A 16,335-nucleotide genomic window follows, 5' to 3' on the forward strand; every position below is an offset into this window, starting at 1 on the left:
TTTTATTGGGCTAAACTTTAGGCACCAATATCAATAAATGTTGGGTGTGGGATCTACAGGAAGTGGCCCGTACGCAGCACGAACAAGTGAATAACAGTGAGTCATCGAAATACGATTCTCAAGCTAGGGATGGCTGAGCGTCTGTTAAGCCGCCAAACCTATTCCGCCTCCCGGTTGTTGATCCCGGTTATTGCCGCACTGTCGTCTGTGGTGTTTGCCGACTCGTCAAACGAATCGGCGTTCGAGTCTATTAGTCCGAGCCGTCTTCAGGGCGAGGTAACCGTCAGTCCGCTGTATTCCGCGCAACCCTTGAACCCAGGCATATCCGCCAGTAGCGCCGGCTTAACAATCGGCATGACGGATGCGGTGCAGCAGGCGGTAGCGTGGCATCCGGCTGTGGGGCAGTCGGTGGGCGAACTCCAGCGTCAGCAGGAAAGTATTCGCTCAGCGCGCGCGGGTTATTTCCCGCAAGTGAGCGTTGGGGTTGTCGGTGGCTATGATACCGAGAACGACGGTGACGGCGAAGGACATGCGGTACAGCTGTATATTTCGCAGGTCATTTATGACTTTGGGAAAATCTCCGGAAGTATCGACGCGGCGACGGCGGGCGCACGTGCTTCCCAGGCGAGGGTGCTGCAACAGATCGATACCATTGCGCGCGATACCGCTCAGGCAGCGCTTGAGGTAATGCGCTACCAGGCACTGGTTGAATCCGCCGATGCCCAGGTGGAAGGGGTGTCATCCATTTCCCGTTTGGTGTCTATGCGCAACAAGCGCGGAGCCAGTTCCCGCTCGGATGTGTTGCAGGCGCAGGCGCGCATCGAATCTGCCCGTGCCAACCGTCAGCAGACCCTCGCACAGTTGAATCGTTGGCGCAGTGTGCTGCAGAACTTGATGGGCATAGAGCAGCCGATCGCCTTGACCAATGGTGTTCCACAGCCTGTGGTCAGTGGTTGCATGATTGATCCCATGTTGGCCAATACAGCGCCGGCCGTTTTGCTGGCGGAGGCCGAGCGCGCAGAGGCTGTGGCACAGCTGAAAGAAGCGCGCGCACAATCCTGGCCGACCCTGTCATTGGACGGCAGCGTCAACCGTTATCTGGATCAGCAATATATTGATACCAACGCACTCAATGATAACGAGAGTGCCATTTTCCTGAATCTTTCGATGCCGATTTACCAGGGTGGCCGCATTTATGCCAACCGGGATGCGGCAAATTTTGCCATGCGCTCGGCGGAGGCCGCCAAAGACAGTGCCAGGCTCACGGTGGCAAGGGACCTGCGTATCGCGCAGAGTCAGAGCATTGGTCTGGAACGCAGCCTGAATATTCTGGACACACGGCTTCGCGCCATCGAAGAAACGCGAGATCTCTATCGCAAGCAGTATTCGGCACTCGGTACGCGCACATTAGTGGAGCTGTTGAACTCGGAAGAGGAGGTGCAGCAGGCGCGGATCGAGAAAAGCAATACCCAGTATGACTTGTACCAGTTAAACGTCGATTGTCTGTACACCGTGGGTGAAATTCGCAGTGCTTTTGATCTTCAGGGGCGCGCCATACAAGGGGTGGAAGTTCTGCCATGAACGATAAGCAGCATTCGCCGGAACAGACACGGGCATCGTCACAGGCAGGCACACAGGTGCCAGGCGGTGGCATAGAGTACGCGCCCTGGCGTACGGCGATTGTGGCCGTGGGGAAGCACTACCGGCTGGAGTTCTCAGAAGAAAATGTACGTATCGCCTCCCACTGGGGTAGCGCTGAACCGGTCGAAAATGTGGTGCGCAGCATGGCGCGGCAATCTGGCCTGGTGGCCAAATTCTGTGACTTTGACCCGAGTATGCTCAGTCCATGGCGGTTGCCCCTGGTGATTCAGCTGCGAGATGGGCAAGTGGGGGTCATCGAGGCCGCGGATGGTAAAGGAGGGCTGTCGGTTGTATTCAGTGGAGACCAGGGGGCGACATCCCAACTGAAAGCGGATGCACTGGCCGCCCAGATTTCAGCGGTCGTCATACTGCGCCCTGCGAATAATGTCGCGGACGCGCGTGTGGACGACTACGTCAAACCGCAGGAAAAACATTGGTTCCGCTCCATTATTCTGCGGGATCTAAAGCCCTACGGTCATGTCATGATCGCCACCACTGTGGCGAATGTGCTGGCGCTTGCCGGTATTCTATTTTCCAAGCAGGTATACGACCGGGTCATTCCCGCGGAATCTACCCCCACCCTGTATGTATTGTTCAGCGGGGTGATGATTGCGGTGATATTTGACTTTGTCATGCGCGTCAATCGAGTCCGGGTAACTGACCTGTTGGGTAAGCGCGCCGATATTCGTGTATCCGATCTGGTTTACGGGCACGCGGTACGCCTGCGCAACAGTGCCAGGCCAAAATCCACCGGTGCCTTTATTTCGCAGATCCGGGAACTGGAGCGCGTGCGGGAAATGGTAACGTCCACCACCATTCTTGCCTTGGCGGATATGCCGTTCTTTTTCCTGTTTCTATTTTTCATGTGGTACATCGCCGGCCCGCTGGCGCTGGTGCCACTCGCAGCGCTTGCTGCGCTGATTATTCCGGGCCTGCTCGCCCAGCGAAAACTGGCACAACTGGCTGGCGAATCCATTCGCGAATCTTCCCTGCGCAATGCCATGTTGGTGGAAACTGTACAGGGTATGGAAGACATCAAGGCGTTGCAGGCGGAGCAGCGTTTTCAGCAACAGTGGAATCACTACAATGCGGTCACCGCAGAATCCAATCTGCGCTTGCGCGGATTGATCGGCCGCCTCGTGACCTGGACCCACAATGTGCAATCCTCGGTGTTCGCGCTGATTGTGCTGTTTGGTGCGCCGATGGTGATGGCCGGGGATATGACCACCGGCTCACTGGTGGCGGCGTCCATTCTCGGGTCCCGAATGATGGCGCCCATGTCTCAGATTACCCAGGTGCTCAGCCGCTGGCAGCAGGCAAAGTACGCGCTCAAGGGGCTTGATCAGATCATGCACCTGCCGGTGGATCATCCGGAGGGCAGTCGCCGGGTACATTTGCCCTCCATTCGCGGCAATTACCAGTTGCGACAGGCGGCGTTCAAATATTCTGCCGGGGATGATGGTGTACCGGCATTGCAAGTGGATTCCCTGCGGATCAAGGCGGGCGAAAAGATCGCCATTCTTGGGCGTAACGGTGCAGGCAAGTCAACCCTGCTACAGGCGCTATCCGGCTTTATGGAGGCGAGTGCCGGGGAAATTACCCTGGACGGCGTCAGCCTGGAGCATATCGACCCGGCGGATATTCGGCGGGACATCGGGTTGCTCACCCAGAATGCCAACCTGTTCCACGGCACCCTGCGGGAGAATGTAACACTGGGCGCGCCCGGTGCGACGGATCGGGAAATCCTTGCTGCGCTGGATATGTCCGGGGCGCTGGAATTTGTCCGCAAACTGCCAAAAGGGATGGAACACCTTGTTCTGGAAGGCGGTCTGGGATTGTCTGGTGGCCAGCGTCAGTCACTGCTTCTGGCGCGGCTGTTTATCCGCAATCCACACATCGTACTGTTGGATGAACCTACCGCGTCCCTCGACGATCTCACGGAAAAGCGTTTTATCGCGAAACTACAGCGCTGGGCCGAGGGGCGGACCCTGATTTTTGCCACGCACCGTAGCAGTACCCTTCAATTGGCGGACCGCGTGTTGGTTGTGGAAAACGGCCGCTTGATTCTCGACGAACCCAAAGCCATCGCCCTGCAAAAACTGGCACAGGCCAGTGCGCGAGACACAACGGCCTCGACCAATGAGGGCGAAGCATCGGCATCCGTGGATGCGCGCAGGCGCCGCAAAGACGAGCAGGTAAGCTGATGTCGGAACGCAAACCGCAGCAGGGACCCAAGAGTGCGCCAGGCAACGGGCTGGCGGAGCATGAATCCGCCATCAGTAGCCGTGCCGGCACGCCGGCGGTTTCCGCGAACGTGGCGATGCTGGAAGCGGACTTTCACAACGCTGGTGCCCACTACAGTGAAGATTCGGACGATTCCCAGCTGGCCAGGTCCAATCGGGTAATCTGGATTTTTTTCCTGTTACTGGTGTGCTTTGTTGCCTGGTCTTATTTTGCCAGGGTGGATGAGGTGTCCAAGGGCGCGGGGAAGGTGATACCCACATCCCGGGCGCAGATGATCCAATCGTTGGAAGGCGGGATTCTCGCGCGCTTGAATGTATCCGAGGGGGATATTGTCGAGCGCGGCCAGATTCTGGCGCAGCTGGATCCCACCAAGGTACGTTCCAATGTGCAGGAGAGCGAAGCACGCTATCGCGCGGCTCTCGCAAGTGCAGCGCGCTTGAGTGCAGAGGTCAACGGCACCGAGTTGGCCTTTCCCGATTCTTTGCAGCAGCACAGTGACTTGATTGCCAAGGAGCGCAGGCTCTACCAGACCCGCCAGAAAAGCCTGCGTGACTCGCTCAGCAGCCTCGAAGAATCTCGCGACCTGATCAACAGTGAATTATCCATCACCCGTTCGCTGGTGAGTTCCGGTGCGGCGAGCAACGTCGAAGTCCTGCGCTTGAGTCGCCAGAAATCGGAAATTGACCTGAAGATCAAGGATGTGCGCTCGGAGTATATGGTGCGCGCCCGTGAGGAGCTGGCGTCGGTGAGTGCCGAGGTAGAAGCTCTGCGTTCGGTGATCGAGGGGCGCTCGGATTCCCTCACTCGGTTGACATTGAAGTCCCCTGTGCGCGGTATCGTAAACGATATTGAAGTCACAACCATTGGCGGTGTACTACCACCGAATGGTCGTCTGATGGAAATTGTTCCACTGGATGATCGCCTCCTGATCGAAGCAAAAATATCGCCGCGGGATATCGCGTTTATTCACCCCGGACAGGATGCCAAGGTAAAGATCACTGCCTACGATTACTCGGTGTATGGTGGCCTGGATGGCAAGGTGACCAGTATTTCACCGGACACGATCCAGGATGAAACCCGGCCCGGTGAGTACTTCTACCGCGTATTGATTCTCACGGAGAGTGATGGCTTGCTGAATCGGGCTGGCAAGGAATTTCCGATTGTCCCGGGCATGGTGGCAACGGTGGATGTGCGCACTGGATCCAAGACCGTCTTTGACTATCTGGTGAAACCTTTTAACCAGGCCGGTGAGGCGTTGCGCGAACGCTGATCAATACCAGGGGAGGAAGCCGAATGTTGTGGAAATTCATTGCCTTACTGCCCCTGATTTCTGTGGTGCTGGCCGCCTCAAATCGGCTTTCTGCGGATTCTCGCAACGAGGTGCAGTACCTGACACTGGTGGCCGAAATCACCGTTGAGAACGGTACCGCTGAACCGATGGAGGGCTATGTACATCGCGTGGCGGTGCCCGTTGAGGGCCACATGCAACAGCAGTTGCTGGGCATACGCCATGATGAAGTGCAGCACTTTACACGTAAGTCTTTCAAGCATGGCGCCGGCGATTATGTGGAGCTGGAGTGGACTATTCCGGCAGGCAGTACGTCGACAAAGAAAGTCTACTTTGATCTGTTGGTACAAGACTATCAGCTTCATTCCTCCGCGCAGGCATTGGAGCGACGGCCTCGCCAGCCATCTCCGCACGATGTCTACACCCAGCCTGCGAAATACATCGAGTCTGAAGCCGATGAAATTGTGCGCCTCGCGCGCCATATCGAGCGCAGCTATGCCGATCCCGAAGCCCGTCTGCGGGCGGCATTCCTCACACCTCAGCAGATGATTCAATACCGCCGACAATCGACGCGCGGTGCACTGTATGCGGTATCGGCGCGGCAGGGCGACTGCACCGAGTATGCGGCGTTGTTCGTGGCGATCGCCCGGGCCATGGGGTATCCCGCGCGAATGACCTCCGAGTTTCTGTTTACCGAGCACCGCGAGTTCAGCCAGCCAAACCACCACGCGGCGGAGGTGTATCTGGATGGCCGCTGGATACCGGTGGACGCGAATCTCGCTCTGGATCCACGTTTTGGTTACGGCTTTGGCGTGGGCAGCCACAGCAAAATCGTATTGAACCGGAATTCTGTCTGGGTCTGGTCGAACCTTTTCCCTCGCGGCGTCAGCAAGCGTCGTGGGGAGGTCGATGTGGATATGCAGTGGCGTATTCTGGAAATGCAGGGAGCAGAGTAATGCACGAGACGACTGGCGACCACAAGACTGCCACAGCAGAATCGGGATCACCCGGTGCTGCGGCAGGCGAAGACCAGGGCGCAGTGATAGATCCGGGTTCTTGCCCGGAAGGGAGCACGGCTCAGCAGGTGCTACCGGTAGCGTCGATCATGCAGACATGTGCGGAAAATGATTACTCGTCTTCCCCGCTCCTGCACAGCCAGGATGACATTGGCATTCAGTTACTCTGCAACGCAGCGGTGGCAAAAGGGCTGGATGTCCGGTACCACCGTCGACTGATATTTGAGGTGTTCAACGGGCAACACCGGGTGATTTTTCGCCAGAACTCGCCGGCCAACTCGGCGGTATTCACGTTTTGCGCGCGACAGAAACACATTGCCAAACAGATGATGGCGGCTGCGGGTGTACCGGTACCCTCCGGCGGTGTCTTTCAGGACTATGAAACGGCATTGCATTATTTTCAGCAGGCCGGGGTGCCCGTTACGGTCAAGCCCATCGACGGCTCCTCAGGGCATGGCGTGACCAGCGGTGTAGGCACGGAAGTGGAATTTGCCAGTGCCTTTGCTTTTGCGCGCAAGGAAAGCCGCAAGGTTGTTGTGGAACAGAATATTGTTGGCCAGGATGTTCGGATCATTGTGATTGCCGGGAAAGCGGAAGCCGCTTATGTGCGCGAGCCGGCCCATGTGGTGGGCGACGGACAGCACAGTATTCGCACGCTGGTGGATAAGAAAAATGCGGTGCGAAAGAAAAATCCTAGCCTGCGTCTGGACCTGATTCGGCGGTTCGACTTGCTGGAGCGCAAAGGTATCTCGCTGGATGCGGTGCCGGCGGCCGGTGAAAAGGTGCAGCTCACCAGTGTAGCCAATACCTCTGCCGGTGGTGAAACCGTGCAAGTGTTCGATCATCTGCACAAGGACCTGTTGGCCATCGCCGAGCGGGCTGCGCGATGTTTTCCCGGTCTGGTTCAGGTGGGCGTGGATCTGATCCATGTCGCTCCCGCGGTGTGGAAGGCTGGCTCACCTCGTGGATATGTCATCGAGGTAAATTCCAATCCCGGGATATGCGATGCGGTATTTCCCGCTTACGGTCGTCCCATTGACGTGCCAGACCGATTGATCACGCAGGTCTTTTCTCCAGCAGGCGACGGCCTTGTCACCGCACATACCGAGCCCACCATTGCGCTGGCGGCGCCCTATGCCAATCACCAATACGAGCAGGCTTTTACCGAAGGTGAACAGTCTCAGGCCAGTCTGATACAGCAGGCGGCCTTTGCACAGAATGTGCAGGTTGAACACCTGTCGAACAGTGTATTTCGGCTCGTCGGGCCAACTGGCCAGTGCCTTTTCCTCAGTGGAATGCCGGAAGGCGTACGCATGGTTTCACGGAAGGTGACCCGTAATCGCGTTTGGCTGGATGACATCTTGCCAACCAGCGCCAGTTACAAAGCCACCAACCGCCAGAGCTTGAACCGCTTTCGCCTGCTGGTGATCGACGGGAAGCTGGTGTCTGCCCTGTTGATTCGCCCCGGGGAGCGCGGCCAGGGTGATACGCGAATCGAGGTTGGTGACCTGGTGCATGCGAGTGTGCTGCCGATTATTGATCAGACCCTGACGGCCATTTTCGATCCGCCCTTCGTCGGCATCGACCTGTATGCGGCGGATATCAGCCGGGACATGGGAGAGCAACCGTGGCAGGTCACCGATGCAGTATGTAATCCCAGGCTCTACTGGCATCACTTCCCGGATCAGGGCGATGGCCGCGATGTTGCCGGCGCCCTGGTTCGATCTGCTTTAAATACGGAGCAGGCGGTACAGAAAGTATGCGAACGATTTGTGCTGCGCGGTGCCGTCCAGGGAGTAGGTCTGCGTCGCTGGCTCAAGGGCAAGGCACTTTTGCACCGTATCAGTGGCTGGGCACGTAACCGAGAAGAGAATGGCGTTGGCATACTGGAAGCGGTGCTCGAGGGCACGCCCGCAGCTCTAGACAGCCTCTACACGTTGTGCCGGCAGGGTCCGGATTCGGCAACGGTCGAGTCTGTAGAACGCAGTGAACAACCCTGTACCGGTAAAACCCGGTTTAACATAATTGGCTAACCGGTTTCATCGACCTTGCAGGGAGTTTTTCAGGGATTTTTCCAGGGATTTTTCTAGGAACGTTGCACGGAAGGTTGCAGGGAATAGTTGAGGCAAGACTATGCATACGATCAGAACCGCATTCAGCACACCCATTCTGGTGCGAGACATGGAGGAGTCCGGACCGGTCAATCACCGGCTCATGGAGATCATCCTAGACATGGAATCCCGCACGCCGGGAATGAAACGGTCGAATATCGGAAGCTGGGATTCACAGAAAGATTTTCTCGAGTGGCCATATGAAGAAATCGCTATCTTCAAGAAGTGGGTGATCAATGGCATCAAGGAAATTACCCTGAAGGCGACCAAGCAGAAATACAATCCGAAAGCGCAGGATATGCTGGCGCACGCTTGGGCCAACGTGTCGCGCGCCGACAGTTATCGCAAAATCCACAATCATGAATCTTGTACCTGGTCCGGCGTGTACTACGTAAAGTCCGATCTGGTAAAAGAGAAAAGCGTGAGTAGTGGCAATATCGAGTTTCTCGACCCGCGGATGCTGTGCATTCAGGCGGAGCTCCCCAATAGCAGCTTCGGCAGCCGTGTGCGTGTGGTGCCGCGGGCTGGCCGTTTGGTGATTTTCCCCAACTGGCTACTCCATTACGTGAATCCAGTAGAAGATGATTCACTGCGCATCTGTATTGCCTTCAATGTGAAAATCGAAAGCCAGTCGGTCAAACGTCGTGCGGGGACCATGCTGCCACTGCAGAAGGCTCAGCAGTTTGCGATGGTGGAGACGGACGAGCCATCGTCATAGCCCCATCAGTGCCAGCCCAGCCAAAACACGGTAAGAGCCGCCGCTTCAGGCGGGCTCTTCCCTGGCCATCAACTGCTTCAGAAGCCGCGGAACCAAGCCGAAGTCGGAGTCCCGTCGGGAACCCTTGATCAGGAGCAGGTCGGAAGCGCGCAGCGCCCCCGCGAGATAGCGGGCCAGTTCTTCCGCGGTCGAGAAGTGTGGCCCCAGTAGAGATTCGGGCAATGCATCGCGCAGAAACTGCATTTCGCTGCCGTGGGTTACCACCAGTTCTACGCCAGTTTCGATCAGAGGCTGCGCGAGGCTGCGGTGCAATTCCGGGGCCTGGTCTCCCAGCTGCACAATACGTCCCAGCACAGCGATTTTCCTTCCGTTCTCGGAAAGTGGTGCATCCGCAAGCACCGAAAAGGCATTCAGCATTGAACTGACGGTCGCATTCCAGCTGTCATCAATCACACGCACCTCACCATCGGGCAGGTAGAGTGTTCCCTGATCCAGATGCCCCTCGTCGAGAACAAAGTCCTGCAGGGCCTCGGCCGCCTGCTCGACAGATTGCCCCATGGCATACATCGCACACAGTGACGCCACCGCGTTGTAGACCATTCCCAGGCTCGGCGCCGGGACGATAAATTTAAGCTGTTTGCCGGCGATTTGCAGGGTTACCCGACTACTCAGAGCATCTGCATCAATGCGTGCGATACGCACCTCAGCAGTTTCACTATGACCGAAGACGATCACCCGTTTGGCGAAGCGGCTGGCCTGCTTTTTGATGTAGTCGAAGTGCAACAGGTGCTCACCGACAATCGCCACCGCGCGGCCGCTCAACCCATCGAATATACGGGACTTCCACTTGGCGGTATCCCGGGTGGTTTTTACCTGGCTGGTGGTCTGAGAAACGCCGATGCCGGTAATCAGGGCGATGGTCGGGTGAATCCGTCGCGTGATTGGGCCCTGGCGCATCCACAGTGCGCTTTGGGCAACCTCGATCACCGCAGCCTGATGGTCCTTGCTCAGGCTGGCGAGCATTGATGGTACTCCGACCCGCGAGTTGTAGTTCCCCAAACTGGTGAGAACCTTCTCTTTGCCACCCAGCATGGTACCGAGCATTTTCAATGTGGAGGATTTTCCTGCGGTGCCGGTCACGGCGATCACATCGCCCTGGTAGCGCTGCCGCGCTGCCAGTCCCAGTTCCACGATCGCCTGAATCGGATCGCGGACATGCAGTACGGGTAACTCCGGGGGCAATCCCGGCACGGGTTTTTCCACCATCACGGCACCGAGTCGGCCGCCGGCCTGCTGCACGATCTCGACCAGCTTATCGTGCAGGTCCCAATTGGTATATTTACTCTGCGAGCTGCGTTCGTGATACGCGCGGTCACTGCTTCGGTGGGCGACAAATAGCGTTGGATTCAGGGATTGTGCGATAAAACTCTGCCCAGAAACCACGCTGCGCACATACCAGCCTTGCGGTGGCTTTACGATCCACTGGCCACCGGTAATTTCTGCCAGCTGCTGTGCATTCCAGGTTTGGCCGGGGGGGTGTTCGAAGGTACAGGGGGGGAATTCACTGCGGTACACCGGCGGATTTCGCCCGTCGATGGTATTGGGGTTCTCCGGTAACCCGGCGATGTTGACCGGTATCTGGGATTTGAGCACGGGTACCGGGCGGAGTTGTGTCTCCGCTCCAACCAGCCCGATTTCCAGACTGAGGCCACCATTGCACAGTTGTTTGGTGGCCGGTGGCCGCAGGCCATAAAAATCCCGGTAGATGACCCCTTGTTGCCAGCGGCTTGTGGGCAGCTGCCAGTCACAGGGGTCGTGGTCCATGGACTTTCCCCAACAGGGCGCCTGCGGGTCCTGTATCGGCACCGCACGGATGTCCAGTCGCAGGTTCTCCGTGAGTGGTGCCTGCCGCTCGGGGTTCAGTGTCCAGAAGGTTTCCACAAATAGCAGCTGGCGTTGTTCAATTTTCGTGGGACTGTAGCGAAGCCCGAGCAACCGCAGGGGGCCGAAGTCCCGCGGGGTAATACGAGCGTCGGGTGGGACTTGATCGGTAAACCAGTGCGGGTGGAGCGGGCGCTGAATGTTATCCAGCTTTTCCGGATGTCGTTGTGTTCTGGGTGCAGGGGGCAGGGCACGTTGCGCGCGTGCGGGAGGGGTCAGCAGGATTTGCCCGCTGCCATCCTGCAAGGGCTGAAGGTTGGTGCCCAGAGCCGCACACAATTTAGCGAAACGTTGGGTGACCGCGCTGGCACCCAGCCCGGTGAGTTGATGGCTGAAGCTGAACCCGGATCCCACCGGGAAGAAGCGCACTTTCTCGACGCCGCGATGGCTGAGGGAGAGTTGAAAAATACCGCTGTCTTTCAGTGTCTTGCGCACCGAGTCAAACAGCAGGTCGCCGGCATCGTGGATGATTGGCCGGTGCTTGTAAATTTCAATGCCCTGCAGAATATGTGCACTTGTGCCGAGCACCGCATCCGCACCGGCGTCAATAAGCTGGTGACCCACGGCGATTTCTGCGGCGCCGGGTTCTGTTTCCAGGTTATCCCCCCAGTGCACGGCGACGATGACGATGTGGGCACGTTGGCGCGCGGCGGTGATGCGCGGTTGCAACAGATGAGCCCAGGCCTCGGGGTCGCGCAGCGACAGGAAGGCACACCCTGGTTGGCGGGTGCCGGCGGCAGAGGTTGTTTGCGTTGCATCCAGTGAAAAGATGGCGACGTTCAGGTCGCCCGCGGGGCGAATCAAAGGCTGCAGTGCCGCATCGAGGTTGGCACCGCTGCCCGTATGGCCGATACCCACGGCATCTAACCAAAAGCCCTGCTCCAGCAGAGCCTGGTCACCGTAATCGCCACTGTGGTTGTTGGCGGTGGTGACACCGTCAACTTGGGCACGGCACAAAAGTTTCAGCATCTCGGGACGTGCCCGGTAGTAGTAGGGTGATTTCTCGCCCTTGTCGATGCCCTGTTCGCCGCTGGTGGCAACGACGCATTCCAGATTGACCAGGCGCAGATCCGCGTTGCTGAGCGCGGGAATTCGGCCGAGGACCTGTTCCTCACCCAGTTGTTCGGTGCGGTAATGCTGGCGGCGCGCCAGATTCACATCGCCGCCCCAGGCGAGGGTGGGAAACTGGCTGTTCTGCAGTGTCGGTACCGGAGGCATTTGCTGATAGGGGCCAATGTCTTTTGGACAACCGCCGTTCAGGAGATATTTGCGGAACGCCACAAACCCGGAGAGGTAGTGCTCTACATCGTCAATACGCACCCGGAACGCATGGTGGCGAATATAAAAACTGCCGACGATCTTCCCGGGATTCTTGAAAAACATCGCGTATTCGGGCCAGAAGTAGCCATTCAACAGGTACATGGCGCGGGTATGCAGCGCGTGGTAGAACTTGTCCAGGTCTAACTGCGCCAGTAGATGGGAAAATGTTTTTTCGTGGCGAAGCCGGGTAACCATACGCTCGGCGGCCATCATCAGTTCCAGCAGGGTGGGGAAGGTGGTGATGCGCTCGATAATAAAGTCCAGGTGGCCGACCACATTCTGTATGCCGAACTGGTAGTAGCGTGCTTCCGGCCGATACAGGGTCAGCTCATTGACGCAGTAGCTGAGCCAGTGGTCGTGGGCCTGCCAGTGATTGTTGGCAATAAAGTATTCAAAAGCCGTTTCCACAATGTGCAGCCAGCGCTCATCCTTGGTCAGCCCGTACAGGCGCATCAGGCCAAAAGCGGCTTCGCCATCGTAGTAGATGATCCGGAATTCATCCTTGACGGTAAGTTCCGGGTACTGCAGTACGTGCACGAACTTGCCGGTGGCCTGGTCCTGCATAAAGCGGATACCCAGTGCCAGCTTCTCCAGTAACCCGGCGTATTGATCGCGCACCGCGTCGCTGTCGCTGAGTTCAATGTATTTCACCAGCGCCAGAAGGCACACCGCATTGCCACCGAGCTTTATTTCTCCGTTTGCTTCCACCAGAAAGGCGGCTTCCTCACCCGACGGCAGCGGCGCGGTCTTGATCAGTTTGTTCGTGAGGTAGTTGAGCGCGCGGTCGATGGCGCGCTTGGTGTGCGTATCGCGGTTTACTTCCCAGCCTTCAGTCATGGCATAGGTAGAGCTCGCATGGCGCAACGTGTTGTAGGTGCCAATGGGGCGGTCGAAACAACAATGCCAGCCGTATTCAAAGCGCCCACTCTTTAATACCTGGGAGGCGAGATAACGGGTGCTGGTGTCAACCACGTGACAGGCCGTTGGCTCATCCAGTGTGTCGATCCGCCGGCGTCCGGCGTTGCGGCCGGGGCCGTACAGTAATTGCGGCTCGGTGTTGCCATCGACGAACAGGCCTTCCATATGCAGGCGGGTGACCGGGGTGTCGTCATTGAAATCAAGCGGCGTTTTGCGGCCAAAGCGCAGGTTGGTATAGGCGCGGAAACGGCTTTCATTCACCGTGGCATAAGCCACTTTGTTGCCGCCGTACAGCATGGCGTTGCCATTGAGCTCCTGCTCCAGAAAGGCAATTTTCCAGTCGCTGTCCAGCGCCAGCCCGTAGCGGAAATAGCCGCGCTTGGTGTTTTCAAACTTCTGCCGCAGGGTGCGCCAGTCCATGGGTTCGGCGTCCGTCACCCAGTCGATGCGCAGCCAGCGCCCGTGCATCTTTGCCGACGCGAGCAGCTTTCGGGCCTGGGCGGCGAGCTTGCGCCAGAGTGCGTCGAGATCCTTGCCGCGGGCGTGGCACACCCTGGCTCGCTGTTTGCCATCACTGATGGAAAAGAACAGTGTGTAGGGAGGCGGCAGGTTTTGCAGTTCTTGCTCTACCTTCGGGCGCGCACGGGACAGTAAATCAGACAAGGAGTTGGGGTTGGCCATGACGCAGATACGTTCCTGTCGGTCGTTATTGTGACGAGCAGGGAAGGCCGTTAGCCACAGCGCAAGAAACGTATCTTGCGGCGCATCGCGGAGGACTGGCGCGCATCCCTGGCAGATCAATCCGTATCACCCAGTATAGGTTTGGTGATCGGGTTCTGCCGGGCGAGGGAAGGGGGGCGGCGCAGGCGGAGGGGAGAGAGTGTGGTGTTAAACCGGCGTCAGGGGATACAGCGAGCGGGCAACCGGAACATCGTTGCCCGCACCAGGCCAAGTGGAGATTAAAGTTCTGCGGCCAGGCGAGAACCCTGATCAATGGCGCGCTTGGCGTCGAGTTCGGCGGCTTCGAAGGCGCCGCCGATCAGGTGGCTGGATTGACCCCGTGCCTGCAGCTGGTCGTGCAGTTTGCGCAGGGGCTCCTGGCCGGCGCAGACAATCACGTTGTCGACCTCGAGCAGCTTTTGCTCATCCCCCAGGCGGATATGCAGACCCCGGTCGTCGATTTTTTCGTAGGTCACGCCGGCCAGGTTTTGTACCTTGCGGTGCTTGAGGCTGGTGCGATGAATCCAGCCGGTGGTTTTGCCGAGGCCCGCACCCACTTTGGAGGCTTTTCGTTGCAGCAGGAAGATCTGCCGTGGGCTGGTCACCGGCTGTTGTGGCTTGAGGCCGGCGCGGTGCTCCAGCGCGATATCTACGCCCCACTCGTCGAAGAACTCGTCTTTGTTGCTGGCAATCAGCTCGTCGGCGTGGTCTTCGCTGTGGGTGAGGTACTCTGCCACATCGAAGCCGATGCCGCCGGCGCCGATAATGGCCACGGTTTTGCCCACCGGTTTTTTGTCTCTGAGCACATCCAGGTAGGTCAGTACTTTGGCATTGTCGATACCGTCAATGGGTGGGGTGCGCGGGGAAATACCGGTGGCGATGATGACCTCGTCGAAGCCCTTCAGGTTTTCTTCCGTGGCGACGGTGTTCAGGCGCACCTCGACACCGGTGAGTTCCAGTTTGCGCTTGAAGTAGCGCAGCGTCTCTTCAAATTCGGCTTTACCGGGAATCTGCTTGGCAATATTGAACTGGCCGCCCACCTTGTCGCTGGCTTCAAACAGGGTGACCTTGTGACCGCGTTCTGCCGCGACCGTGGATGCGGCGAGGCCAGCGGGGCCTGCACCAACCACAGCAATGGTTTTTGCCGTTTGTACCGGCAGGTAATTCAGCTCGGTTTCGTGACAGGCGCGCGGGTTGACCAGACACGAGGTGAGCTTCAGTTCGAAGGTGTGGTCCAGGCAGGCCTGGTTGCAGCCGATGCAGGTATTGATTTCATCCGCACGGTTTTCCGCCGCCTTGTTGACGAACTCCGCATCCGCCAGGAAGGGGCGGGCCATCGAAATCATGTCGGCCTTGCCGGCGGCCAGTACGTCTTCGCCCACCTGGGGCATATTGATACGGTTGCTGGTGATCACCGGTACGCGCAGGTGCTGCTTGACCTTGGCGGTAATGTCGGCGAACGCTGCGCGCGGCACACTGGTGGCGATGGTCGGCACTCGCGCCTCATGCCAGCCGATGCCGGTGTTAATGATACTGGCACCGGCCTTTTCGATGGCCTGACCGAGGGCAACTACTTCGTCAAAATCACTGCCGCCTTCCACCAGGTCGAGCATGGACAGCCGATAGATGATGATGAAATCTTCGCCGACGGTTTCGCGAATCCGCCGAACAATTTCAATGGGCAGGCGCGTGCGGTTTTCGAAGCTGCCGCCCCAGCGGTCGTCGCGGTGGTTGGTGCGCGTGACGATGAACTGGTTGATGAAATAGCCCTCGGAGCCCATCACTTCCACGCCGTCGTAGCCCGCTTCTTTGGCCAGGACGGCGCAGCGTACATAGTCGTCGATTTGCTGTTCAACTTCTTCGTCGCTCAAAGCCTTGGGCGTGAACGGGTTGATCGGCGCCTGAATGGCTGAGGGTGCGACCAGATTCGGGTTATACGCGTAGCGGCCCGCGTGCAGGATCTGCATACAGATTTTGCCGCCTTCCGCGTGCACCGCCTGGGTAATGGCACGGTGCTCGGTGGCTTCTTCGGGGGTGGTCATTTTGGACGACCCCTGGAACACCCCACCTTCCTCATTGGGGGCAATGCCGCCGGTGACAATCAGGCCCACCCCACCGCGGACACGCTCCCGATAGAAGGCCGCAAGACGGTCGAAACCACCGGGGTGCTCCTCCAGGTTGGTGTGCATGGATCCCATCAAAACGCGGTTCTTAAGGGTGGTGAACCCCAGGTCAAGCGGGCTAAGCAAGTGCGGGTAGGCTTGGGTCATGGTGATTGTTCTCTTTCTGTCCGACGTTTCAGGTCGCAGGCCTTGCCCATGTGTCAGCAAGGCAGTTTATATGCAAAAAGTTGCATAGAGTGGCTCAAGGATAGCAAGTCTCGGGAACGCGCGGCAGTGACCAATCCGACCGAAAACT

The 16,335-nt window shown here is 58.1% G+C and carries 8 protein-coding genes; 6 read left to right on the forward strand and 2 right to left on the reverse strand.

Annotation, left to right across the window (positions count from 1 at the left end):
- Positions 1-96: 96 nt before the first annotated feature.
- The 6 genes from AU182_RS08085 (at position 97) to AU182_RS08110 (ending at position 9,018) form a co-directional block, all read left to right on the forward strand.
- Positions 97-1,581 (forward strand): TolC family outer membrane protein, encoded by a 1,485-nt coding sequence (locus AU182_RS08085; protein WP_227718183.1) that lies wholly within the window; start codon positions 97-99, stop codon positions 1,579-1,581.
- The gene (locus AU182_RS08090; protein ID WP_066963419.1) at positions 1,578-3,845 is read left to right on the forward strand and encodes a type I secretion system permease/ATPase; all 2,268 of its coding nucleotides are present in this window, start codon (positions 1,578-1,580) and stop codon (positions 3,843-3,845) included. Before AU182_RS08085 ends, AU182_RS08090 begins: the two co-directional genes overlap by 4 nt.
- Positions 3,845-5,155: an HlyD family efflux transporter periplasmic adaptor subunit gene (locus AU182_RS08095; protein ID WP_227718184.1), complete on the forward strand. Its 1,311-nt coding sequence runs from the start codon at positions 3,845-3,847 to the stop codon at positions 5,153-5,155. The genes AU182_RS08090 and AU182_RS08095 overlap by 1 nt, the downstream gene beginning before the upstream one ends.
- Positions 5,156-5,178: 23 nt before the next feature.
- Positions 5,179-6,129 carry a transglutaminase family protein gene (locus tag AU182_RS08100; RefSeq protein ID WP_066963422.1) on the forward strand — a complete coding sequence of 317 codons (951 nt, stop codon included), beginning with the start codon at positions 5,179-5,181 and terminating at the stop codon, positions 6,127-6,129.
- A complete protein-coding gene (locus tag AU182_RS08105; protein WP_082859306.1) occupies positions 6,129-8,222 on the forward strand; it encodes an acylphosphatase in 2,094 nt (697 codons plus the stop codon). Before AU182_RS08100 ends, AU182_RS08105 begins: the two co-directional genes overlap by 1 nt.
- A 100-nt stretch (positions 8,223-8,322) precedes the next feature.
- Entirely contained in the window at positions 8,323-9,018 is a 696-nt protein-coding gene (locus tag AU182_RS08110; RefSeq protein WP_066963427.1) for a TIGR02466 family protein, read from the forward strand.
- A 45-nt stretch (positions 9,019-9,063) separates the two neighbouring features.
- On the opposite strand, the gene AU182_RS08115 is transcribed toward AU182_RS08110, so the two are convergent.
- Together AU182_RS08115 and AU182_RS08120 are read right to left on the reverse strand one after the other, a co-directional pair.
- Positions 9,064-13,878, reverse strand: coding sequence for a CapA family protein (locus AU182_RS08115; RefSeq protein WP_066963430.1), 4,815 nt, complete (start codon positions 13,876-13,878; stop codon positions 9,064-9,066).
- Positions 13,879-14,156: 278 nt separating this feature from the next.
- Positions 14,157-16,187 carry an NADPH-dependent 2,4-dienoyl-CoA reductase gene (locus tag AU182_RS08120; RefSeq protein WP_066963433.1) on the reverse strand — a complete coding sequence of 677 codons (2,031 nt, stop codon included), beginning with the start codon at positions 16,185-16,187 and terminating at the stop codon, positions 14,157-14,159.
- Positions 16,188-16,335 lie beyond the last annotated feature (148 nt).

Source organism: Microbulbifer sp. Q7 (genome assembly GCF_001639145.1).
Classification (GTDB): domain Bacteria; phylum Pseudomonadota; class Gammaproteobacteria; order Pseudomonadales; family Cellvibrionaceae; genus Microbulbifer.

Bases quoted from the DNA above. Each gene is read 5' to 3' on its own strand.
- AU182_RS08090 (WP_066963419.1), top strand. From the start codon at position 1,578: ATGAACGATAAGCAGCATTCGCCGGAACAGACACGGGCATCGTCACAG.
- AU182_RS08095 (WP_227718184.1), top strand. From the start codon at position 3,845: ATGTCGGAACGCAAACCGCAGCAGGGACCCAAGAGTGCGCCAGGCAAC.
- AU182_RS08100 (WP_066963422.1), top strand. From the start codon at position 5,179: ATGTTGTGGAAATTCATTGCCTTACTGCCCCTGATTTCTGTGGTGCTG.
- AU182_RS08105 (WP_082859306.1), top strand. From the start codon at position 6,129: ATGCACGAGACGACTGGCGACCACAAGACTGCCACAGCAGAATCGGGA.
- AU182_RS08110 (WP_066963427.1), top strand. From the start codon at position 8,323: ATGCATACGATCAGAACCGCATTCAGCACACCCATTCTGGTGCGAGAC.
- AU182_RS08115 (WP_066963430.1), bottom strand. From the start codon at position 13,878: ATGGCCAACCCCAACTCCTTGTCTGATTTACTGTCCCGTGCGCGCCCG.
- AU182_RS08120 (WP_066963433.1), bottom strand. From the start codon at position 16,187: ATGACCCAAGCCTACCCGCACTTGCTTAGCCCGCTTGACCTGGGGTTC.